We start from the raw sequence: 22,773 nt of genomic DNA on the forward strand, positions 1-22,773 counted from the left end.
TTTGGCGGAGCTCGACGAGATCATCCACCAGCCGCTGCGGCTGAAGATCATGGCGGCGCTGAATGCCCTGCCTGCCGGGGCCGGGCTGGAATTCGTCCGGCTGAAGAAGCTGACCGGCGCCACCGACGGTAATCTCGGCGCCCATATCGACACGCTGGCGCGCGCGGGCTACGTCGCCGTGGACAAGGCCTTCGTCGGCAAGAAGCCGCAGACCACGGTGACGGCGACCGCGGCCGGCCGGGCGGCGTTCGCCCGCCATGTCGCCAGCCTGCAGGAGATCATCGCCGGCGCCGCCGTCAAGCCGTCCGAGCCATGATTTGACTCTGTAGCGACGGCCGGGCAATTGGGGCGTCCAAATTGGCTCACCCCTGCGACGGCATCGACGATGAACATTCTGCTCCTTGGTTCCGGCGGCCGCGAGCACGCGCTCGCCTGGAAGATTGCCGGCTCGCCGCTGCTCACCAAGCTGTGGTGCGCGCCCGGCAATGCCGGGATCGCCAAGGAGGCGGAATGTGTCGCGCTCGACGTCGCCGATCATGCGGCGGTGATCGCCTTCTGCCGGGCGAACAAGGTGGATCTGGTGGTGGTCGGCCCCGAGACGCCGCTCGCTGCCGGCATCGTCGATGATCTCGAGACCGCCGGCATCAAGGCGTTCGGCCCATCCAGGCTTGCCGCCAAGCTCGAGGGCTCCAAGGGCTACACCAAGGATCTCTGCGCCGAATACGACATCCCGACCGGCGCCTACTGCCGCTTCGACAATGCCCCCGAGGCGCTCGCTTATGTCCGCGAGCACGGCGCTCCGATCGTCGTCAAGGCAGACGGGCTCGCGGCCGGCAAGGGTGTCGTCGTGGCCAAGACGGTTGCCGAGGCCGAGGACGCCATCAAGATGATGTTCGAGGGCGGCTTTGGCGTCGCGGGCGCCGAGGTCGTCATCGAGGAGTTTCTCGAAGGTCGGGAGGTGTCGTTCTTCGCGCTGTGCGACGGTGAGACCGCGATTCCGCTGGCCTCCGCCCAGGATCACAAGCGGGTGTTCGATCACGACCAGGGACCGAACACCGGCGGCATGGGGGCGTATTCGCCGACGCCGTTCGTCACGCAGGAGATTCATGACAGGATCATGAATCAGATCATTCAGCCGACCATCGCCGGAATGAATGCGCGTGGCACTCCGTTCAAGGGCATTCTCTATGCCGGCCTGATGCTGACCGCCCAGGGGCCGAAGCTGTTCGAATACAACGTGCGCTTCGGCGATCCGGAATGTCAGGTGCTGATGCTGCGGATGATGTCGGATCTCGTGCCCGCCATGCTGGCCGCCTGCGACGGACAGTTGAAGAATTTCGACCTGCGCTGGTTTCCCGACGCCGCCGTCACCGTGGTCATGGCCGCGAGTGGCTATCCCGGCGACTACGCCAAAGGCGGTGTCATCGAGGGGCTCGACGACGCCGCGCGGATCGAGGGCGTGGAGATCTTCCACGCCGGCACGGTGGCGAAGGACGGCGCCATTCTCGCCAATGGCGGACGCGTCCTCAACGTCTGCGCGTCGGGAAAGAGCGTCACCGAGGCTCAGGCGCGGGCCTATCAGGCCGTCGACCGCATCAAATGGACCGACGGCTTCTGCCGGCGCGACATTGCCTGGCAGGCGGTGGCGCAGGAAAGCGCTCAGGGCTGAGCATCGTGATCGCCGCCTTCGGCCCCACAAGGCTATTTTTCCCGCGAGAATTGTGGCAGTTCCATAGACTCATGCCGTGATGGGATGAATCAGTTCCGCCGTGGAACGGAGGGGCCATGGAATGCGCGCGGTGCGGCAGGCAGAATCAGCCAGGGAGAGCCTCGTGCGACCGGTGCGGCGAGCCGCTCGGCCTCAGATGCGAGGCTTGCAACCAGACCAACAGCCCGTCGAATCGCTTCTGCGGCCAATGCGGTGCGCCGTTGCCCGGCCGGCCGGCTCCGCCCGACCAGGCGGCGCAGCGCGTCCTGAGGACGCTGAGCAGCAAGGGCGGAGAACGCAAGCGTCTCACCATCCTGTTCGCCGACATCCGCGATTCCACTCAGCTGATCGATAGCCTCGGCGATCCCGAGCTCGCGATGCAGCGGCTCGACCCGGTGCTCAACCTCATGAAGGAGGCGGTTCACCGCTATGACGGCGTCGTCAACAAGACGCAGGGCGACGGCGTAATGGCCCTGTTCGGAGCGCCGGTGCCGCATGAGGATCATGCGGTTCGCGGCTGCCTCGGCGCGCTGGCGATGCAGGACTCCATCGCGCGCCTCGCCGACCCGCATTTGCAGGTCCGGGTCGGACTGCACACCGGCGAGGTGATCGTCCAGGTCGTCGAGAACAGCATGTACCAGACCTACGACGCGGCCGGCGCCAACGTCCATCTGGCCAATCGTCTGGAGCACATGGCCGAGCCCGGGACCATCCTGATCAGCAAGGAGACCTACACCGGCGCCAGGCAGTTCGTCGAAGCCGAGCCGCTCGGCACCCACGCGCTGCGCGGCATTGCCTCGCCGGTGTCGATCTACAAGCTGATCGGCCGCCTCAGTGCGCCGGCGAGCGACGTCTTCCGTAGCGGCCAGCGCCTGTTGCCGCTGATCGGGCGCAACGCTCAGCTCGCCGTGCTCGAACGCGAACTCGACGACGTCCTGGCGGCGCGCGGCGCTGTCGTCGGCATTGTGGGTGAGGCCGGCATCGGCAAGAGCCGGCTGTGCTTCGAGTTCGCCGAGCACTGTCGCCGCCAGGGCATTCGCGTCTACGAGGCGCGCGTGCTGGCACATGGCCGCGCCACCCCGTTCCAGCCGGTGCTCGAATTGCTGCGCGACTTCTTCGGCATCCGGCCGAAGGAGCCGGTGGAGGTGTCGCGCCAGCGCGTGGTCGACCGGCTCGAAGCCATTGCCATGCCCGACACGGCGCTGGTCCTGCTCTTGGACTTCATGAACCTCGCCGATCCGTCACGTCCGGCGCTCCGGCTCGATCCCGGCGTGTTCAAGACCCGTCTCCTGAACGTGTTCAAGACGCTGTTCCGCGCCGCGCCGGCTGATGGCGCCATGGTGATCATGATCGAGGATCTGCATTGGATCGACGAGGCCAGCGAGGAGTTCGTCGAGGCGCTCGCGGAGGCCACGATCGGCACCAAGACGCTGCTGGTCGTGAACTACAGGCCGGGTTTCGCCGCCTCCTTCATGCAGCAGGTCCCATTTCACGAACTGCACATCGTCCCGCTGGCCTCCGAGGAGGCAAGCGAGCTGCTGCGCGGGGTGTTCGGTGACGATCCTTCGCTGGAGGTGCTGGCGCGCGACATCGTCGAGCGCGCTCAGGGCAATCCGTTCTTCCTCGAGGAATTGGCGAGCGCGGTCTCCGAGAGCGGCGGGTTCGAGGGTGAGCGCGGCGCCTATCGGCTGAAGGGCGGGATCGGCCCGATTCCGCTGCCGCCGACGGTGCATGCCGTGGTAGCGGCCCGCATCGACCGTCTGAGCGAGACCGCCAAGAGCGTCCTGGAAACAGCGGCTGTGATCGGCCGCTCGGTCGCGCTCGCCGTGCTCAAGCCGGTCGTCGGGCTCAGCGAGGCGGATCTGTTCGACGCGCTCGCACAACTGAGACATGCCGATCTTCTCTATGATCTGCCGCCGTTCGACATGGGCGTGCTCGCCTTCCGCCATCCGCTGATCCAGGAGGTGGCCTATGCCATGCAGCTGCGCTCGCGCCTGAGCGGCGTGCACGTGGCCGTGGCCAAGGCGATCGAGGCGCTGGATTGGGGCACGCAGGACGAGTTCGCCGCCCTGATCGCCTCGCACTATGAGTTCGCCGGCCAGACCATGCAGGCCGTCGAGCATCTGCAGCGCGCGGCGCGCTGGATCGGCCGCACCAACACGGCGGAGGCGCTGCGGCTGTGGAAGAAGATCCGCTCCCTGCTGCAGGCGCTGCCGCAATCGGAGCGCGTCGACCGCCTGCGAGCGCTGGCCAGCGGCCAGATCCTGAACTTCGGCTGGCGCGAAGGCATCTCGGCCGAAGAAGTCAAGCCGTTTGCTGAGGAAGCGTTGAGATTTGCACGCTCCTCCGACAAGGCGCATGAGCCGTTGTTGATCGGCGCTTATGGACGCGTGCTCGCTTCGACGGGAGCGGCCGATGACTACGTCGACCTGGCGCAGAACGCCATCAAGCTGACCTCGGGCGAGGGGGATGTCGGCCGCTACGCGACCGTCAACGCCATGCTGGCGCAGGCATACACACATTCGGGACGGATGAACGAGGCGCTCTCGGCGGCCAATACGGCTATCGCTGCGATGGCAAGCCAAGCCGGCTTCGACAGTCACGTCACGCTTGGTTTGAACCCGAACCAGATTCTCGGCTTCGACGTCAGCTATTGGGTGAGATGCATCAGGGCGCGCGCAATGGCTCATCTCGGCCAAATCGAGGATGCTCGCAGCGAGCTTCTCGAACTGGTGCAGCAGCCTTCATCCGAGGTCGCACCGGTGCTTCAGTTCGTTCCGCACTTCAACCTGGTGGAGCTAGCATGGATCGTCGGAGACCAGGGTCTTGCGCGCGAGCACGCAAGGCGAGTTTCCGATCTCGCTGAAACATCCGGCATTCCCTACATCCGCGTGCTCACCTTGCTCTGTGCAAGCCTCGAACAGGCTTTGACTGGTCGATTCGCCGATGCGACGAATGAGATGGTTGGCGCGATCGAAGCCGCACGGGCCGCAAGAACCGGGCTCGAGCTTGAGGCGCGCATGGCTGCCATAAATGCCGATCTGCTTTACCGGAGTGAGGACTTCGATGCCGCTATCGAGGCCAGCAAACAGGCGATCCTTGTAGCCAAACGAAAGACGGATCGAGTCGCGGAGTGTTACGCGACGATCATCCTGGGCCTTGCTCTTGCCGGAGCCGGCAGGAACGAGCAGGCTGCGGGACTTCTCGAGCAGATACGACATTTGATGAATGTCTCCGGTGCGTTCTGTCTGCGTTCATTAGTTCAGAAACTGCAATTGCATCTTGAAGCAATGCAATGATGCATGCATTGTCGATTCGTTGAATTCCAGCTTTTTCAGATTTGGGGGTTACAATGGGGGTAATGATTAAAGACAGTACTACCCTTGATATTATCGTGCAGCTCAACAAACGGTTCGATGCTGATGCTTTGCCCGAAATGGTTGAGCTACAACGGGAGTTCGGGGTCTTCTCGCTGAAGCATGGTCTACAGCAGTCCTTTGCTTTGCTCGGAATCGTGCCTGCCGATTGGTCCGAGCGGCGGCGCTGGTACAAGTTTCTCGAGTTTCTCAAGACTTATCCGTCGGACCTCGCCAATGTTAACGGGCATGATCGAGTGATCCAGGCGTTCAAGGATGACCTCGAATCCGAAAAGCCGCTCCCCGTCTCGATCGTCTGTCATTCCGCGGCTGACGATCCGCGGGTGACCGTGTCCGAAGGTCGTCCGATCGTTTTTTCTCTCGACACGCACGTCATCATCTCGATTCCGACGACGCCCGGTCGTGAAGCACGCAAGCAGGCGGCTGAGACCGCCCGCACAAGGCGGGTCGAGAAACGCAAGAAATGACCGTGAGGGCGGGCAGCGTCGTCGGGGCCGATCATCTGTCGCTCGATGACATCTCCTCCGACGTCGACGCCTACTACACCGCATGCGTCGCGCGTCATGGCGCGACGCCGCGGGGCGTCGACTGGTCATGCGAGGCGACGCAGGGCTTGCGCTTCGTGCAGCTGATGAAGCTGTGCGATGCGTCGGCGCCGTTCAGCCTCAACGACATCGGCTGCGGCTATGGCGCGCTGGTGCCGTTTTTGGCCGCGCGCTATCCGACCTGCGAGATCGACTATCTCGGCATCGATCTGTCGCGCGCCATGATCAGCCGCGCCCGTCGGCGCTTTGCCGGCCCGCAGCGGCTTTTCGTCGTTGCCGCGGAGAGCCCGCGCATCGCCGACTACTCGGTCGCGTCCGGCATCATGAACGTCAATGTCGGCTATCCGCGCGAAGCCTGGGAGAGTTACATCAAGGGCCTGTTGCGGCAGATGTTCGCCACCAGCCGCCGCGGCTTTGCCGTCAATTTCATGCGAGCTGCCGCGGACGAGGAGCAGGAAGGCGATCCTGCCAAGGCGCGCCTGTACCGCACGACGCCGGACGTTTGGGCCACCCACTGCGAGCAGGAGTTTGCGGCGGCCGTCGAGGTCATCGGCAACTACGGCATGAAGGAGTTCACGCTCCTGGTGCGCCGCTTGCCTCATGCCGCGCCGTCGCAAGCGGGGCCCTCGCACTGATGTCGGCTGTTCCGTCGCTATCCTCGCAGACAGATCGCCGCAGCGCCGCCATCGAGCGCGCTGTGGACGTGCTGATCTCCTCGCGAGGTCACGCCGATCCAACGCGGCTGGAACGCGCCTGCGCACTGCTGCGCCAGCGCGCACCGCTGCATTGGGTCGAACGCCCCGGCGTGCGTCCGTTCTGGGCTGTCACGCGCTACGCCGACATCGTTTCGATCGAGACACGGGGCAATGAGTTTGCCGCGGGCCCGCGCACTTATCTTGCCAGCGAGACCGCCGAGGCCGTGCTGCAGCGTGTCACCGGCAAGCCGCAACTCGTGCGCGGCCTGACCGAGATGGATCCGCCGGATCATGGCGTTTATCGCGGCATCATCCAGGGCGCCTTTGCGCCGTCGGCCTTGCGCGAGATGGAGACATGGCTGTCGCAATGGGCTGCCGAGATCATCGACCGGGTTGCGGCGCGCGCGGCCAGTTGCGACTTCGCAGGCGACGTGGCGCTGCCCTTCACCTTCCGGGTGATCGGCCGCATGCTGGGCACGCCGGAGGCCGACGATGCCCGGCTTGCGCGGCTGGCCCAGGCCTTCGTGGGCGCCGAGGATCCGAAGCGCCGTCTGGCCGAGTCGCCGGGCGATACGATGCGGACGGCCATGCTGGCGCTGCGCGATTATTTCGAAGCCGTCGTGGCCGATCGGCGCGCCCAGCCGCGCGACGATCTCGCCAGCCTGATTGCGCATGCCGCGCCGCATGGCGCAGCGATGCCGCATTACGAGCTGATCTCCTACTTCATCCTGCTGGTCACGGCGGGCCACGATACGACGGCGCTCGCATTGGCCGGCGGCCTGGCGGCACTGCTTGCAGCGCCCGAGCAGATGGCGCGGCTGCGGGCCGAGCCCGAGCTGCTCGATCCGGCGATCGAGGAAATGCTGCGCTGGACCTCGCCGGTGCGGCACTTCATGCGCACCGCGGTCCGCGACACCGAGGTCGCGGGGCAACGCATTCGCGAAGGCGATGCGCTGGCCTTGTTCTTCCATTCCGCCAATCGCGACGAGGCCGTGTTCGAGGATGCCGGAGCGTTCCGGATCGATCGCAGTCCGAACCCGCACATCGCCTTCGGCCGTGGCCCGCACATCTGTATGGGACTGCAACTGGCGCGGATGCAGATGCGGGTGCTATTTGCGGAGCTGCTGCGCCGGACCGAGCGGATCGAACTGGCCGGGCGGGTGCGCCGGGTGCGGTCGCCCTTCATGAGCGGCGTCTCCAGCCTCCCTGTTCGCATGAGCTTTCGCGCGCTGCGCAAGGAGGCGGCTGCATAGGCTGACCGAGCCTCATCGCCGCGCCTTGAAGAATTCCTTGAGCATCTGCGCCGCCTGTTGCTCGCCCACGGCCGAATAGACCTCCGGCGCGTGATGGCAGGTCGGCGCAGTGAAGAAGCGCACACCCGACTCGACCGCGCCGCCCTTCGGATCGGCCGCCCCGTAATACAGCCGTCGGATGCGCGCGAAGGAGATCGCGCCAGCGCACATCGTGCACGGCTCGAGCGTGACATAGAGGTCGCACTCGACCAGCCGCTCGCTGCCGACGACCTGGGCCGCCTGCCGCAGCGCCAGGATCTCGGCATGCGCGGTCGGGTCGCGGTCGGTCAAAGTGCGGTTGGCGGCGGCGGCGATCACCGCGTTGTTCCGCACCACGACGCAGCCGATCGGCACCTCGCCGGAAAATGCGGCCGATTCGGCCGCTTTCAGCGCCAAATCCATGAAAGAAGGAGCGTTCATGGCTCGTAATGCCCGGATAAGTCTGGTACTGCATCGCCCTTCAGCAAAACCGGACCTCGATTTCCCGCGTGACAGGCGCTGCTCAGAGCGCGCGTACCACGCGACGTCCTGCACCTCGAAGTGAGACCTTCATGCCCCGCACCACCGACAAAGACAACGATTCCCGCGGCCGCCGCGGCGGCGCCCCGCGGGGGCGGTCCGAGGGCGGCAAGGGACGCTCGGGCGCCGCACGCGGGCCGGAGAAGAAGTTCGCCAAGCGCGGCTTCGGCGACAAGGAAGCGGGGGGCCGGGGCAAGCGCTCCTTCGACGAGGGTCGTGCGCCGCGCCGCCGCGACGAGGGCGATGCGCCGCGCAAATCCTTTGGCGACAAGCCACGGTTCAACCGCGATGAGCGGCCGCGTGGCGATCGGCCCTATGCCGCTCGCCCGGCGCGGGACGGCGATGGCGAGAAGCGCGCCTTCAAGCCGCGGGGTGACCGGCCCAAATTCGATCGGGACGAGCGGGGCGGCGAGAAGCGTCCCTATACGCCGCGCACTGGTCGCGACGAGGCTCGTCCTGCCGGGCGATCGTCCGAGCGCAAGTTCGGCGAGCGCAAGCCCTACGCCGCGCGCGAGCGTGACGGTGACAAGCGGCCCTATACGCCGCGCGGCGAAGGCGCCCGCGATCGCAGCGACCGGCCGCGGGCGGAGCGCAGCTTTGGCGACCGTCCGTCGCGCAGCGGCGATCGGCCGGAGCGCAAGTTCGGCGGCGAAAGGAAGTTTTCCCGCGGTGCTGATGGCGATCGTGGCGAACGCAAGTTCGGGGCCGGACCGCGTGGTCCGCGCAAGGAATTTGGCGATCGTCCGGCCCGTGGCGAGAGCAAGCCGTGGCAGAGGCGCGGCGCGGAGGGAGATCGTCCGGAGCGCAGTGCGCGTCCGTCGCGAGAAGGCGGGCGCAGCTTTGACCGGCCGCGCACCGAGCGCAGCCGTGAGGATCGTCCCAAGTTCGACAAGCCGAAGTTCGACAGGCCGAAATTCGATCGTCCGCGTGATCGCGGCGACGACCGCGGCTTCGACAAGCCGCGTCGCCGTCCTGAGGGCCGCACCGATTGGCAGGAGCATCCGCGCAGCGAAAGCCGCGGCGGCGAAGGCTTCTCCGAGCGGCCGCGCCGCGACAACGAGGACGACAGCAAGGTCTTCGCCAAGCGCCCGGCGTTTGGCGGCCGCGGCGCCTATCGCGAGCGCAAGCCGGAGACGGACAAGCGCATCCCCCGCGTCGCGGCCGAGCCGGCCGCGCCGAAGAAGGCGGGCGAGCGCATCGCCAAGGTGCTGGCGCGCGCAGGGCTGGCCTCGCGGCGCGACGCCGAGGAGATGGTCACGCAGGGCCGCGTGACGGTGAATGGCCGCATCATCAACTCGCCGGCGCTCGACGTCACCGAGAATGACGTCATCCAGGTCGACGGCGCGCCGCTGCCGGAGCGCGAGCGCACGCGGCTGTTTCTGTATCACAAGCCGCGCGGGCTGATGACGACGCACAGCGACCCGGAGGGACGACCGACGGTATTCGACAATCTGCCCGAGGGCCTGCCGCGGCTGATCTCGATCGGCCGGCTCGACTTCAACACCGAGGGCCTGCTGCTGCTCACGAATGACGGCGGGCTGGCGCGCGTGCTCGAATTGCCGGACACAGGCTGGACGCGGCGTTATCGCGTTCGCGCCCATGGCGAGATCACGCAGGCGCAGCTCGATCAGCTCGCCGCAGGCGTCGAGGTCGACGGCGTCAAATACGGACCGATCGAAGCCACGCTCGAACGCGACCAGGGTGCGAACGTCTGGCTCGTGGTTGCGATCCGCGAGGGCAAGAACCGCGAGGTGCGCAACGTGCTCGCTCATCTCGGCCTCGAGGTGAACCGCCTGATCCGCGTCTCCTACGGCCCATTCCAGCTTTTGGAGCTGCCCGAGGGCGAGGTGCAGGAGGTCAAGACGCGAGTTCTGCGCGAGCAGCTCGGCGAGAAGGTCATCGCGCAATCGGGCGCCGATCTCGGTCCGGCCGGCAAGGGCAATCGCGAACCGTTGCCGGATCCGAAGCCCAAGCCGAAGCGCGAGGTGGTCGCCGATCGCAAGGGCCGCCGCGTGCTGGTCCAGCGTACCGGCAGCGACGAGGCGCGCGAGCGCCACGAGGCCGAGGCGCGCTTTCCCGGCCCGCCACGGCGGCCGAAGCGCGGCTATCACGGCAAGCGCGATATCACGCCGCAGGACGAGTAGGGCGTTGCGATGCGTGTCGTCGGTGGACGGCTGAGAGGCCGCAACATCGCTTCGCCTACGTCGCGCGAGATTCGGCCGACGCAGGATCGGCTGCGCGAGGCGCTGTTCAACATCCTCGTCCACGCCTACGACGATCCGATCGATGGCGCGCGCGTGCTCGACCTGTTTGCCGGCACCGGCGCGCTCGGCATCGAGGCTGTCTCGCGCGGTGCGGCGTTCACGCTGTTCGTCGACAACGGCGCCGAGGCAAGGGCGCTGCTGCGCAACAATGTCGAGGCGCTCGGCCTCGGCGGTGTCACCAAGGTCTACCGCCGCGATGCCACCGATCTCGGTCCTGCGCATCCGGTCGAGCCGTTCTCGCTGGTGTTCCTCGACCCGCCCTATGGCAAGGGCCTGGCGGAGAAGGCGCTGGCCGCGTTGCGCGACGGCGGCTGGCTGGTGCCATCGGCGCTTCTGGTCGTCGAGGAGTCCAAGGCCGCCGCGTTCAAGGTGCCTGAAGGCTTCACCGAACTCGAACGCCGCGCCTATGACGACACCGAGTTCGTATTTTTGCGCAGCGCCTGATCCTTGCTCACTGTCGCCCGTACGAACGCAGGGGCCCATAACCACAGGATCGGGTTGGGACGCGCGACGCTCGCGACGGCGTACTCGCACGCCACTTCTGCTGCGGCGTATGGGTCCCGGGTCTGCGCCGCCGGACAACGCTGCGCGTTGCCGGTGGCTTGCCCGGGACGACAGCCAGTTTGTCGCTCTCGTCGTGCTCCAATTCGTGGCCGCTATCTCCTCCCGAACAGCTTCTCGACGTCGGCGAGCTTGAGCTCGACGTAGGTCGGGCGGCCGTGGTTGCATTGGCCGGAGTTGGGCGTGTCCTCCATCTCGCGGAGCAGCGCGTTCATTTCCTCCGGCTTGAGGCGACGGCCGGCGCGGACGGAGCCGTGGCAGGCCATGGTGGCGGCGACGTGCATCAGGCGGCGCTCGAGCGGCAGCGCCTCGCCCCATTCCTCCATATGCTCGGCGAGATCGCGCAGCAGCGCGGATGCATTGATCTTGCCGAGCAGCGACGGGGTCTCGCGCACGGCAACGGCGCCGGGGCCGAAGGATTCAATCGCGAGCCCGAATGAGGCGAGCTCATCGGAGCGCGCGAGCAGCGCCTCGACGGTCGCCTCATCCAGCTCGACGATGTCGGGGATCAGCAGGATCTGCCGCTGCACGCCATGCGCGGCGAGCGAGGCCTTCAATCGCTCATAGACGATGCGCTCATGCGCGGCGTGCTGGTCGACGATGACGAGGCCGTCGCGGGTCTGCGCCACGATGTAGGTGTCGTGGATCTGCGTACGCGCGGCGCCGAGCGGGCGGTCGAGCAGGTCGGGCGCGGCCGGCTGCTCGTGCAGCCGCAGATCGGCGCGCGGCGTGCCGACGTCGAATGCGGACTGCGTCGACTCGGCGAGACCAAATGATGTGGCAGCGGGCGAAGGCGCGGCCGATGGGAACGAGCCGCCGAAGTGCGGCATCACGGGCGCCGACGGCGAGCGTTGCCAATCCCAATTGGCAGGCCGCGGCTGCGGCGTGAACGCCGGGCGGAACGCGGCGATGGTCGCGCCACCGTCATTGGCTGCGGTGCGGCGGCCCTCGCGGGCGAGGCCTTCCTTCAGCGCGTGAATGATCAGCGCGCGCACGAGGCCGGCATTGCGGAAGCGCACCTCGGTCTTGGCCGGATGGACGTTGGCGTCGACCTCGCGCGGGTCGAGCGTCACGAACAGCGCCACCACGGGATGGCGGTCGCGCGGCAGATAGTCGGCATAGGCAGCACGCACCGCGCCGAGAATCAGCTTGTCGCGTACCGGGCGGCCGTTGACGAACAGATACTGCCCGAGCGCATTGGCCCGCGTCAGCGCCGGCGCCGCGGCGAAGCCTTCGATCATCACATGATCGCGCTCACTGCGCACGGCGATCGCATGGCTACGGAAGTCGGCGCCGAGAATGTCGCCAAGCCGCGTCAGCTGGCCCGGCGCGCCGGGCAGCGCGGCCGCCCAGGTCACCGGCGCGCGCTCCTCGCCGGCCAGCGTAAACGCAATATCGGGCCGCGCCATCGCCAGCCGCCGCACCACCTCGCGGATCGCCTCGGCCTCGGTGCGGTCGGTCTTGAGGAACTTCAGCCGGGCCGGCGTGGCGTGGAACAGATCGGCGACCTCGACGCGGGTGCCCTGGTTGAGCGCGGCCGGCACGATCGGAGACTTGTCGCCGCAGTCGACCGCGAGCGCCCAGGCATGCGGCTCGCTCTTGTGCCGCGTCGTGATCGACAGCCGCGCCACCGAGCCGATCGAGGGCAGCGCCTCGCCGCGGAACCCGAGCGTGCGGATCTGCAGCAGGTCCTCGTCGTCGAGCTTCGAGGTCGCATGGCGCTCGACCGCGAGCGCAAGATCGGCCGCCGTCATGCCGCCACCGTCGTCGGTGATCGCGATCTTTCGCCGGCCGCCGCCATCGGTGAAGATGTCGATGCGGCTCGCGCCGGCATCGATCGCATTCTCGACCAGCTCCTTGACCACGCTCGCCGGCCGCTCGACCACCTCGCCGGCGGCGATGCGGTTGACGATCTGTTCGGGAAGCTGGCGGACGGGCATGGTGCGGCTCGGAACGTTGATGCGACGCCGCTGTCGCGGCGCCACTCGTGTTGCCGGGAGAATAGCGTTTTTCACGCAGTGCGGCAGACGAATGCGGCGTTCTCCAACGGGATTGTGAGGCGGGCGGGGCCAGTATATCGTTTCGCAAAAATAACGATCAGCCGGAGGAAGCCCATGTGCCATCTGTTCGCACACCAGCCTCAGCGCGACTATGCATCGCAGACCCGCTCGTTGCGGATCGGCGGCCATAGCACCTCGATCCGGCTCGAAATGGCGTTCTGGGACACGCTCGAGGAGATCGCCGCCAAGGAGGGCATGAGCCTCGCCAAGTTCGTGACCACGCTCTACGCCGAGGTGCTCGATCATCACGGCGAGGTGAAGAATTTTGCGTCGCTGTTGAGGTGCTCCTGTCTGATCTACCGGGCGAAGGCGACCGCCGCGATGCCGGATTTTCCCGCGGCCGCGATCATGGACGCGGCGGAGTAGCCGCACGCCGGCTCTCTCGTCTCCCTCCCCCGCCTGCGGGGGAGGGCGGGGTGGGGGCGCCACATCAGTAGTCCCGCCGGAGCGTTCCCCCACCCGCATCGCATCTTCGATGCGATGCGACCTCCCCCGCAAGCGGGGGAGGCGCTGACCGAGTGTGGAGCGCCAAGTGTGCCCCATCGCACGACCTTGTCCCTCAGATCTCCTTCTTCTGCATCGCTCCCGCAATGTAGTCGGCCTGGCGGATCGCCAGCGCGACGATCGTCAGCGTGGGATTGCACGCCGCGCCCGTGGTGAACTGGCTGCCGTCGGAGACGAACAGGTTCTTGATGTCGTGCGTCTGGCCGAACTTGTTGACGACGCCGTCCTTGGCCTTCTCGCTCATCCGGTTGGTGCCGAGATTGTGGGTCGAGGGGTAGGGCGTAGTCGGATAGGTCACGGTGGCGCCGACCGCCTCGTAGATCGCCGAGCCCTGCCTGTAGGCGTGGGCGCGCATCGCGACGTCGTTGGGATGATCGTCGAAATGCACCGACGCCACCGGCATGCCGAACTTGTCCTTGGCGGCCGGGTCGAGCGTGATGCGGTTGGTCTCCTGCGGCATGTCCTCGCCGACCAGCCACATGCCGGCCATGCGCGGATAGGTCTCCATCGCCGCCGTGAAGCTGCGGCCCCAGGCGCCGGGATTGAGGAACGCCGCCATGAACGGCAGGCCGAGCGACAAGGTCTCCATCTCGTAGCCGCCGACGAAGCCACGCTTCGGATTGAATGCCGCCTCGTCGCGGACGATGCCGGCCATCGTCGTGCCGCGATACATGTGCACCGGGTTCTCGAACGTCGCATAGACGCTGCCGGTCATGTGCCGCATGTAGTTGCGCCCGACCTGGCCGGAGGAGTTGGCTAGGCCGTCCGGGAACATGTTCGAGGCGCTGTTGAGCAGCAGCCGCGGGCTCTCGATCGAATTGCCGGCGACGGCGACGATACGGGCCTTCTGCAACTGCATCTTGCCCTGGCTGTCGGCATAGACCACGCCGGTCACCTTGCCGGAGGCGTCATGCTCGATCTTGATCGCCATGCTGCCCGGCCGCACCTCGAGATTGCCGGTGGCCTCGCCCTTCGGGATCTCGGTGTACAAGGTCGACCATTTCGCACCGGACTTGCAGCCCTGGAAGCAGAAGCCGATCTGCTGGCAGGCGCCGCGGCCGTCGCGCGGCTGCGAGTTGATCGCCATGTTGCCGGTGTGCACGGTCTTGTAGCCGATCTTCCGGGCACCGGCCTCGAGCACCTTGAAATTGTTGTTGCCGGGCAGGCCGGGAATGTCGTTGGTGCGGGTGACGCCCATCTTGAACTCGGCCTTGGCGTACCACGGCTCCATCTCGGCCAAGGTCACCGGCCAGTCCAAGAGGCTCGTGCCGGGCACTCCGCCATAGGTGGTGCGCGCCTTGAACTCGTGCTCGTCGAAGCGCAGCGAGGCGCCGGCCCAGTGCACGGTCGAGCCGCCGACCGCCTTGACGATCCAGGCCGGCAAATTGGCAAAGTCCTTTGCCACCCGCCAGGTGCCGGACGTGGTGCGCATGTCGGTCCAGGCGAGCTGGGTGAAGCTTTCCCATTCGTCGTTGATGAAGTCGGGAATCTCGTAGCGATTGCCGGCTTCGAGAATGACGACCTTGATGCCCTTCTGCGCGAGCTCGTTGCCGAGCGTGCCGCCGCCGGCGCCCGAGCCGATGATGACGACGACGCTCGAATCGTTCTGATCGAATTTTGCCATGGTGGTTTCCTCCGTGTTCTCTGTTGTTCGCCGGCGTCAGGCTTTCGGCAGCCAGTCGATGTCGGAGAAGCCACGGTTGATGTAGCCGCCATGCTCGGCGGAGGAGCCCTCGTAGCCGAATTTCGGCCAGAGCTCCTTCTGATTGTAGAGCGAAACGACGAGGTCGCCGCGGATGGTCTTGAAGAAGGTCGTCTGCTCGATCCCTTGCAGCAGCGCGACGCGATCGACCTCCCACGGCACCTGCGCATACGGCACCTTGTGGCGGTCGCGCGCATCCTGGTCGAGCCGGGCGATGCCGTCATTGATCATCGCCTTCACGGCGGCATCCTCGGCGGCCTTGCCGTCCCACGGCTTGACCGCTGTGATGTAGTAGCGGTCGGCGAGGAAGTCGTGCGGGTAGATGTCGCGCGCGACCTTCACCAGCGTCTTCAGGGTCGCCGGCGTCAGCGCCTTGGCGTCCTCCGCCCAGGCATCGGCAATGCCAAGGCCGGTCGCGGAAGCCACGGCTGCGGCCGGCACGGTCGAGGCCGCGCCCTTGAGAAAGACGCGGCGGTCGTATTTGTTGCGGCGATCGACTTCTCTCATGGGTATTTCCTCCGTGTGTTTTTGTTGATGTATGGTCGTAGTTCAGCGGCTCAGCCGAAGCGGCCGCCGCGCTGGATCACCTCGATCTTGTAGCCGTCGGGATCGGTGACGAAGAAGAAGCGCGCGAGCGTCGCACCATTGTGCTTGAAATCGCGCAAGGGGCCTGGCGCCAGGTTCTCGCGCTCGAAGCGGGCATGCTCGGCATCGAGATTGTCGACCACGACAGCGAGATGGCCGTAGCCGTCGCCGAGCGTATAAGGCTCCTTGCGGTCGAAGTTGACGGTCAGCTCGACCTCGAACGGCGATGACGGATGGCGCAGATAGATCAGCGCGAAGCCGTCGAAGCGCAGATTATCGGCGATCTCCAAGCCAAAGGCGCGCGTGTAGAAGTCGAGCGCCTTGGCCTCGTCGAGCACGCGGATCATGGAATGAACGGGTTTTGCCATCTCAATTGTCCTTCAAATAGGTGATGATCGCGGCGCGCAATTCGGGCTTGGCCTGGCGATAGGCCATCACGGCGCCGGGGATCAGCTCTTGCGGATTGGTCAGCCATGCGTCGAGCTTGGCTTCGTCCCAACTGAAGTCGGCCTTGGCGAAGCCGGCCGAGTAGCGGAAGCCGTCGATCGATCCGGCGCGGCGGCCGACGATCTTCGACAGCGGCGGTCCCTGTCGCATCGGTTCGCCGCTGCTCAGCGTGTGGCAGACGCCGCATTGCTGCTTGAACAGGGTGGCGCCGTCGGCCGGCTTGGGTGCGGGCAGCGCCATCTGCGCCGAGGCGATCGTGGTGCTCAGCACCGCGCCAACGAATGACCCGCACAGAAGAGGCGCATATCGCGCCGCACGCCGTCCCGACATTGGTCCTAGCTCTCAATTTTTTCTGAGCGTAGGTCGCGGTCGGAGCGTCGTGGTAGTAGCCGGCTGTTTCAGTGAGAACAAAGCATGCGCAGGTGTTTGCGGTGCGCAAGGTGCGTCAGCAATGCAGACTCATCGTCATGGGGCGTCGTGCGGTGTGGTGGGGACGGGCGTGGTGCGATCTTATCTTCTGCCTCAGCACCAGCGTCATTCCGGGGCAAGGCCGCAGGCCTTGAACCCGGAATCGCGCGTTTGGCTGGCGCTCATTCCCACCCATCTCGGGATTCCGGGCTCAATCGTCGATGCGCGGCGGCGCATCGACGATTGCCCCGGAATGACGGTGGGTGTGATGCAGCCCAACTAATCGTCGAAGCGACGCCCGCCGCGTCCCGCCTTGACGTCGCTGCGGATCTTCTTGCCTTCGAGCCGGCGCTGCTTGGAGCCGAAGGTCGGCTTGGTCGGGCGCCGCACCTTCGGCCTGATCATCGCCTCCTTCAACAGCGCCACCAGGCGGTCGATCGCATCGGCCTTGTTGCGCTCCTGAGTCCGAAAGCGCTCGGCCTGGATCACGATGACGCCGTTCTTGGTCATGCGCTGGCCGGCCAGCCGCGCCAGCCGTGCCGCGGCATCCTCGGGCAGCGTGATCCGGGTCGTGTCGAAGCGCAGCTGCGCCGAGGTCGACAGCTTGTTGACGTTCTGGCCGCCGGGCCCGGAGGCGCGGACGAACGAGATCTCGATGTCGTTCTCGTCGATGGCAAGGTCGCGGGAGATCCGCAGCATGGGGCACCAGGTGGAATCGAGGCTTTCGCGCACCATAGCGGGTTTAGGGCCGGTGTGCGCGGGTTCGCACCATTGCGTCGCGGGTTGGCCAGGGGCCGGTGCGAAACCCTCCACTGTCATCCCGGCGAACGCCGGGATCCATAACCCCAGGGAGAAGTTTGAGGCAGGCTGGTCGTTGACACCTCCCGCATCACGTCGGCCGCGGAGTGTGGGTCCCGGATCGGCGCAGCGCCGCGCTGGCGCGCGTCGCCGCTTGTCCGGGACGACAGCGGTGGGGGTGGCGGATTCACGGCTCAAACAGCAGGTGTCGATCAGCTCAGCCATGACGCTGCGTTCTCGCGGCATCTCATGCCCGAGGTCTGCGATCAGTTCGTCCCTCTTGAAAGTGCAGAGGGCGCGGGGAATGCCGGGCGCTGGCCGCACCCATGGCCCGCCTGCGAAAAAAATGCAGGCGGCAGGTACCACAGGTTCAGCCGAGACATCCCGGCATTCCCCGCGCGGTGGTCTTCACGCCTATACGCAGTCTCCCTGGTGCGCCGGGCTTGTTGGCCACCATGATCCACGCGGCGCGTTAGCGCCGTCGCGAACGTGACACCAGCGTCGGGGTGTCAGGACCCTGCGACTTCACGTCCGCAAGCGATCGTTCGTCCGCGTCCTCGCAAGAAGACGCTGCGATCTTTCGCGGCCACCGCTCCCCGCCTCGCGTGTCGTGACGATCGCGCGCAACGCCCCTCCGCAGTGAGGCGGGATGGCGGAGAAGAACATGATTTCCGAAAAATAGCAAGATAATTATTATTATCTGAAGTCGACGCGCGGTCCTCCGCTGTCGTCCCGGGCAAGCCGTCAGCGACGCGAAGCGTGGCTGACGGCGCCGACCCGGGACCCATACGCCGCAGCCGACGTGAGGCGGCAGGTGTCAATGACCTGCCTGCCTCAAACATCTCCCTGGAGTATGGGTCCTGGCTCAAGGCCGGGACGACACCATTTTTGTGGAGGCAGCGATGGTCAGCGACATCGAAGCGTCGCGCGACGAGAGCGCCCCGCCCGCTCAGTTCGTCTTGGTCATCGGCGCCGTGGCCGGTGCTTGCACCGGCTCGGCGGCGGCCTGCGGCGTGCGGCCGACGACCGCCGTCAGCAGGCCCTGGCTCCAGAGCTGCTTCGCCGCCTTCTTGGCGTCGTCCAGGGTCACGGCCTTGACGATCTCGCTGCGCTTCTCGATGTAGTCGATCGGCATCTTGTCGAGCTGATATTGCAGCATCGCCTGGGCGAGCTTGGAGGAGGTGTCGAGCGCCAGCATCTGCGAGCCGTTGATGTAGGACTTGGCCTCGTCGAGCTCCTGCTGGGTCGGGCCTTCCTCGGCCATGCGGCGGATCTCGCCCTCGACCGCGGCGATGGTCTCGCCGGCGCGGTCGAAGCGGGTGGCGGTGTTGCCGATGAACAGCGCGGAATGATCCATCCACAGCAGCGCGTCATAGACCGAGTAGGCGAGGCCGCGCTTCTCGCGCACCTCCTTGTACAGCCGCGAGGAAAGACCGCCGCCGCCGAGGATGTGGTTGACGACATAGGCCGCCATGAAGTTCGGGTCGTGGCGGCGGATGCCGGGTCCGCCGAAGGTGATGACGGTCTGCGGCACGTCGAGCGAGACGAGGACGCGCTGCGGCGGCTTGGTGGCGATGACGTCGGGCACCGGCGTCAGGGTCGCTTTCGCCGGCAGCGCGCCGAAGGTCTGGTCCAGCAGCTTGCCGAGCGTCGCCGGATCGACGTCGCCGACGACGGCGACCTTCAGCGTGTCCTTGGCGAGAACGCGGCCGGTGTAGTCCTTGAGATCGTCGACGGTGATCGTCGGCACGCTGTCCAACGTGCCGTTGGACGGACGGCCGTAGGGGTGGTTGGGGAAGGCGAGCTCGAGGAACTTGCGGCCTGCCAGCGAGCTCGGGTTGGTGGTCTCGCGGCGCAGGCCGGAGATCACCTGCGAGCGGATGCGCTCGACATCGGCGCTGTCGAAATGCGGCGAGGTCAGCGCGGTGCGCAGCAGCTCGAACGCCTCGTCCTTGTTGTCGCGGAGCATGCGCAGCGAGCCGCGGAATTGATCGCGCGATACCTGGAAGCTGAGCTCGATGGCGCGGCGGTCGAGCCGCTCGTGGAAGGTCTTGGAGTCGAGATCGCCGGAGCCTTCGTCGAGCAGGTCGGCGACGAGATTGCCGACGCCGGGCTTGCCAATCGGATCCTGTGAGGCGCCGCCCTGGAAGGCGTATTCCATCGCGATCAGTGGCACGGTCGCGTCCTGCACGAACCAGGCCTCGATGCCGCCGGGCGAGACCAGGCGCTGGATCTTGGTTGCGGCCTGTGCAGCCGACGTGACGGCGAGCGCTGCGGCAGCGACGGCGAGCGTGCAGGCGAAGCGGCGCGCGAAGGTCATTGTGTTCATCACGACCGCTTCTCCTCGCGCTTGGCCGCATTGTCCTTGATCAGATAGCCGGTCACGGAGCGCTTCTTGTCGAGCCACTTCTGCGCCGCTGTGCGCACCTGCTCGGCGGTCACGGCGCGAATGCGATCGGGCCAGCTCCGGATGTCCTCGATGCTCAGTCCCGTGGTGAGGCCGCCGCCATACCAGCGTGCCATCGTGGCCTGGTTGTCCTGGGCGTAGATCGCCTCCGCGATCAGCTGCGTCTTGACCCGTTCGAGATCCTCGGCGCGAACCGGGTTCTGCGCCAGCTCGGCGATCACGCTGTCGACCACCGCCTCGACCTGGGCGAACTCCACGCCGGGTCTCGGCGCGGCCGCGACCGAGAACTGGCTCGGATCCAGCGAGGTGCCCTGATAGGACGCGCTGGCGCTGATCGCGAGCGGCTTGTCGATGACGAGCGCGCGGTAGAGATAGGAGTTGCTGCCGTTGCCCATCAGCTGGGCCAGCACGTCGAGCGCAGCGGATTCACCGGGCGCGGCCGTCGTCGCCGACGGCACCAGGTAGAAGCGGCGCATCGAGGGCTGCTCGACATGCGGGTCGGCCAGCGTGACCGTGCGCGGCGCCACCGGCTGCGGCTCCTGCGGCCGGAGCCGGCGCGCGGGAATGTCGCCCTGCGCGGGGATCTTGGCGAAGGTCTGCTCGACCAGCGGACGCACTTCCTTGGCGTCGGTGTCGCCGGCGATGATGAGGATCGCATTGTTGGGCGCGTAGAAGCGGCGATAGAACGCCAGCGCATCCTCGCGGCTGAGCTTTTCGATCTCCGGCTTCCAGCCGATCACCGGGCGGCCATAGGGATGATTGACGTAGAGCGCCGCCATGACCTGCTCGTTGAGCCGGGCTTCCGGAGAGTTGGCGACGCGCATGTTGTATTCTTCGAGCACGACGTCGCGCTCGGGCAGCACGTTCTCGTCCTTCAGCACCAGGCCGGTCATGCGGTCGGCCTCGAACTCCATCATCTTGGGCAGTTGGTCGCGCGGCACGCGCTGGAAGTAGCCGGTGTAGTCGACCGAGGTGAAGGCGTTCTCGTTGCCGCCGATCTTGAGCACCGTCTTGGAGAACTCGCCGGCCGGATGCTTCTCGGTGCCCTTGAACATCAGATGCTCGAGGAAATGGGCGAGGCCCGATTTGCCGGGCGTCTCGTCGGCGGAGCCGACCTTGTACCAGATCATCTGCGTCACCACGGGGGTGCGGTGATCCTGGATCACGACGACCTGCAGGCCGTTGGGGAGGGTGAAGCTGGCAGGGGGCTCGGAGGCGAACGTCGTTTGCGCCGAAGCGCCGGCCGTGAACGCAATGATGGAGAGGAGCGCGGCGGCGACGGGAATGAACCGGTGCGAGGACATCATGATCCTTCTGAAGGCCCGCGGGGAGGGGCGATCGGGTTTGAGCGCAGCATGCTACATCGCGCCGGACGGAGCCCGACGTCACAAAGCGGCGATGGCATGGTGCCGCCGCGAGACGTTAAATTTCACTAATGCCGGCAAACGCGGCAAGTCCGGGGGGCTCCGGCGAGCAGCCGCCCTCACCGTTCCTTGCCGGTCATGATGTCCATCTGCTTGCCGGCGATCGGCTCCTGCTTGCCGGTGCCATAGGCATAGCTCGACGACGGCGTCTGATAGCCGGGCGGCGGCTGGGTCAGGCTCTCGCGCTGCGGCTCGCTGGTGAACGGCTTGGTTTCGCTGTCGCTGCCCTTGAACATGCCGAACAGGCCGCCTTTGAAGCCGAGCTGAGACGGGCTCATCATCGGGTTGTTGCTGACGCCGGGCTGGATCGGCTCGGTCGGCTTGGCGGCGGCCGTCCGCCCCATCTTCATCTCGGCCGGGGTCAGCGGACGGGCCGAATTGACCGGATCCTTGTTTTCCTTCTTGCGCGCGGCGGCCGCGGCACGGCGCTGCTGCTCGTCGGGGTCCTTCGGCCAGTTCGGGGCATTGGCCTGGGTCGCGGCAGCCGGCGGCGGCAGATCGAGCTTGGGCGGCACGACGAGCGGCGAGCGCTCGCGATAATTGATGGTCGGCGTCTCCATGTTGGTGCCGCCGAGGCCGCGCATCAGGTTGTCGACGATCTTCTCTTCGAAGGTCTTGTCGTCTTCCTCGTCCTCCTGGGCACGGGCGACGCCCGCGGCCATGATGACGCCGATGCAAAGCGCAGCCGCCGACAGGCGCAGAGCGCGAAAGGCCGCGTGGGTCATGATCCGGCCGCTGACTTCGGTCTTGCGCATGGCTTTCCCTGTCCTCGCTTGTCCAGTGCTCGTGCTCCGACGAACCGGCCGCGAACCCACCGATTGCGATCCTCGATTCGACGGGGGCCGTCCAGGCATCGCGCCGATCTCGAAAACGTGAAGATCATCAGGCTCTTGACCCTGGATCGGCACCGGCCGGTATCGACCCGGATCAGGGCGCTTTTGCGGCGGGAGCCCCGAAGAAGGAGTCATACAGCAGGCCCGCCACCCCGGCAACGATGGCCACGTCGGCCATGTTGAAGATGTACCAGTTGTAAACCGTGCCGCCGATCTGGACGTGGAACAACGCGAAATCGACCACCGCGCCATAGGCCAGCCGGTCGATGCCGTTGCCGATGGCGCCGCCGATGATCAGGCCGAGCGCCGCCGTCGCCAGCTTGCTTTCCGCGCGCGCCATCCAGATGGCGAGGGCGACCACCGCGACGGCCTTCACCGCCATCAGTCCATATTGCGCCAGCGCGCTCTCGCTCTGCAGCCAGCCGAAGCTGATGCCGATGTTCCAGGCGAGGTAGAGGTCGAAGAACGGGGTGATCCTGACCGTGCCGCGGTTGGGCAGGTCGAACACGTACAGCAGCCACAGCTTGGAGGCCTGGTCGATGACCAGGGTGGCGAAACCGGCGATGAGGCCGAGGCGGAGGCGGGAGGTCATTGCGTGATGGCGATCATGCCGGGCCACTCGCGGCAAACACCGCTGTCGTCCC

The 22,773-nt window shown here is 66.6% G+C and carries 20 protein-coding genes; 9 read left to right on the forward strand and 11 right to left on the reverse strand.

The window, feature by feature from the left end; genetic code table 11:
- The first annotated feature begins 1 nt into the window (after position 1).
- The 6 genes from QX070_RS09250 to QX070_RS09275 all read left to right on the forward strand — a co-directional run bounded on the left by QX070_RS09250 (position 2) and on the right by QX070_RS09275 (position 7,578).
- Positions 2-316 carry a transcriptional regulator gene (locus tag QX070_RS09250; protein ID WP_315736575.1) on the forward strand — a complete coding sequence of 105 codons (315 nt, stop codon included), beginning with the start codon at positions 2-4 and terminating at the stop codon, positions 314-316.
- A gap of 69 nt (positions 317-385) precedes the next feature.
- Positions 386-1,669 (forward strand): phosphoribosylamine--glycine ligase, encoded by a 1,284-nt coding sequence (gene purD / locus QX070_RS09255; protein ID WP_315736576.1) that lies wholly within the window; start codon positions 386-388, stop codon positions 1,667-1,669.
- Positions 1,670-1,785: 116 nt separating this feature from the next.
- Positions 1,786-5,007: an AAA family ATPase gene (locus QX070_RS09260; RefSeq protein ID WP_315736577.1), complete on the forward strand. Its 3,222-nt coding sequence runs from the start codon at positions 1,786-1,788 to the stop codon at positions 5,005-5,007.
- 95 nt (positions 5,008-5,102) lie between these two features.
- A complete protein-coding gene (locus tag QX070_RS09265) occupies positions 5,103-5,552 on the forward strand; it encodes a hypothetical protein (RefSeq protein ID WP_315736578.1) in 450 nt (149 codons plus the stop codon).
- Complete coding sequence (locus QX070_RS09270) at positions 5,549-6,265, forward strand: class I SAM-dependent methyltransferase (protein ID WP_315736579.1); 717 nt, start codon at positions 5,549-5,551, stop codon at positions 6,263-6,265. The genes QX070_RS09265 and QX070_RS09270 overlap by 4 nt, the downstream gene beginning before the upstream one ends.
- Complete coding sequence (locus QX070_RS09275) at positions 6,265-7,578, forward strand: cytochrome P450 (RefSeq protein WP_315736580.1); 1,314 nt, start codon at positions 6,265-6,267, stop codon at positions 7,576-7,578. The genes QX070_RS09270 and QX070_RS09275 overlap by 1 nt, the downstream gene beginning before the upstream one ends.
- Positions 7,579-7,590: 12 nt before the next feature.
- Here the strand turns inward: QX070_RS09275 and QX070_RS09280 are convergent, their stop codons facing one another.
- Positions 7,591-8,037: a nucleoside deaminase gene (locus QX070_RS09280; RefSeq protein WP_315736581.1), complete on the reverse strand. Its 447-nt coding sequence runs from the start codon at positions 8,035-8,037 to the stop codon at positions 7,591-7,593.
- 131 nt (positions 8,038-8,168) lie between these two features.
- On the opposite strand from QX070_RS09280, the gene QX070_RS09285 reads away from it, so the two are divergent.
- Positions 8,169-10,280: a pseudouridine synthase gene (locus QX070_RS09285; RefSeq protein WP_315736582.1), complete on the forward strand. Its 2,112-nt coding sequence runs from the start codon at positions 8,169-8,171 to the stop codon at positions 10,278-10,280.
- A 9-nt stretch (positions 10,281-10,289) separates the two neighbouring features.
- Complete coding sequence (gene rsmD / locus QX070_RS09290) at positions 10,290-10,844, forward strand: 16S rRNA (guanine(966)-N(2))-methyltransferase RsmD (RefSeq protein WP_315736583.1); 555 nt, start codon at positions 10,290-10,292, stop codon at positions 10,842-10,844.
- A gap of 212 nt (positions 10,845-11,056) precedes the next feature.
- Here the strand turns inward: rsmD and mutL are convergent, their stop codons facing one another.
- Complete coding sequence (mutL, locus tag QX070_RS09295; RefSeq protein ID WP_315736584.1) at positions 11,057-12,901, reverse strand: DNA mismatch repair endonuclease MutL; 1,845 nt, start codon at positions 12,899-12,901, stop codon at positions 11,057-11,059.
- A 174-nt stretch (positions 12,902-13,075) separates the two neighbouring features.
- Here mutL and QX070_RS09300 point away from each other — a divergent pair, with 174 nt between their 5' ends.
- Entirely contained in the window at positions 13,076-13,387 is a 312-nt protein-coding gene (locus tag QX070_RS09300) for a ribbon-helix-helix domain-containing protein (RefSeq protein ID WP_315736585.1), read from the forward strand.
- A gap of 193 nt (positions 13,388-13,580) precedes the next feature.
- Here the strand turns inward: QX070_RS09300 and QX070_RS09305 are convergent, their stop codons facing one another.
- From QX070_RS09305 to lspA, 9 genes are all read right to left on the reverse strand, one after another.
- Positions 13,581-15,149 carry a GMC family oxidoreductase gene (locus QX070_RS09305; RefSeq protein WP_315736586.1) on the reverse strand — a complete coding sequence of 523 codons (1,569 nt, stop codon included), beginning with the start codon at positions 15,147-15,149 and terminating at the stop codon, positions 13,581-13,583.
- A gap of 36 nt (positions 15,150-15,185) precedes the next feature.
- Positions 15,186-15,734, reverse strand: coding sequence for a gluconate 2-dehydrogenase subunit 3 family protein (locus QX070_RS09310; protein ID WP_315736587.1), 549 nt, complete (start codon positions 15,732-15,734; stop codon positions 15,186-15,188).
- A gap of 50 nt (positions 15,735-15,784) precedes the next feature.
- On the reverse strand, positions 15,785-16,180 hold the full coding sequence (locus tag QX070_RS09315) for a VOC family protein (RefSeq protein WP_315736588.1): 396 nt from the start codon (positions 16,178-16,180) through the stop codon (positions 15,785-15,787).
- Position 16,181: 1 nt separating this feature from the next.
- Complete coding sequence (locus tag QX070_RS09320) at positions 16,182-16,499, reverse strand: c-type cytochrome (RefSeq protein WP_315737060.1); 318 nt, start codon at positions 16,497-16,499, stop codon at positions 16,182-16,184.
- 447 nt (positions 16,500-16,946) lie between these two features.
- The gene (arfB, locus tag QX070_RS09325) at positions 16,947-17,366 is read right to left on the reverse strand and encodes an alternative ribosome rescue aminoacyl-tRNA hydrolase ArfB (RefSeq protein ID WP_315736589.1); all 420 of its coding nucleotides are present in this window, start codon (positions 17,364-17,366) and stop codon (positions 16,947-16,949) included.
- Positions 17,367-18,414: 1,048 nt separating this feature from the next.
- Positions 18,415-19,794 carry a pitrilysin family protein gene (locus tag QX070_RS09330; protein WP_315736590.1) on the reverse strand — a complete coding sequence of 460 codons (1,380 nt, stop codon included), beginning with the start codon at positions 19,792-19,794 and terminating at the stop codon, positions 18,415-18,417.
- Positions 19,794-21,179 (reverse strand): pitrilysin family protein, encoded by a 1,386-nt coding sequence (locus QX070_RS09335; RefSeq protein ID WP_315736591.1) that lies wholly within the window; start codon positions 21,177-21,179, stop codon positions 19,794-19,796. The genes QX070_RS09330 and QX070_RS09335 overlap by 1 nt, the downstream gene beginning before the upstream one ends.
- 176 nt (positions 21,180-21,355) lie before the next feature.
- The gene (locus tag QX070_RS09340) at positions 21,356-22,021 is read right to left on the reverse strand and encodes a hypothetical protein (RefSeq protein ID WP_315737061.1); all 666 of its coding nucleotides are present in this window, start codon (positions 22,019-22,021) and stop codon (positions 21,356-21,358) included.
- Positions 22,022-22,223: 202 nt separating this feature from the next.
- A complete protein-coding gene (lspA, locus tag QX070_RS09345) occupies positions 22,224-22,721 on the reverse strand; it encodes a signal peptidase II (RefSeq protein ID WP_315736592.1) in 498 nt (165 codons plus the stop codon).
- Positions 22,722-22,773: the final 52 nt, after the last annotated feature.

This window comes from Bradyrhizobium sp. SZCCHNR1093, assembly GCF_032381175.1.
Lineage (GTDB): Bacteria > Pseudomonadota > Alphaproteobacteria > Rhizobiales > Xanthobacteraceae > Bradyrhizobium.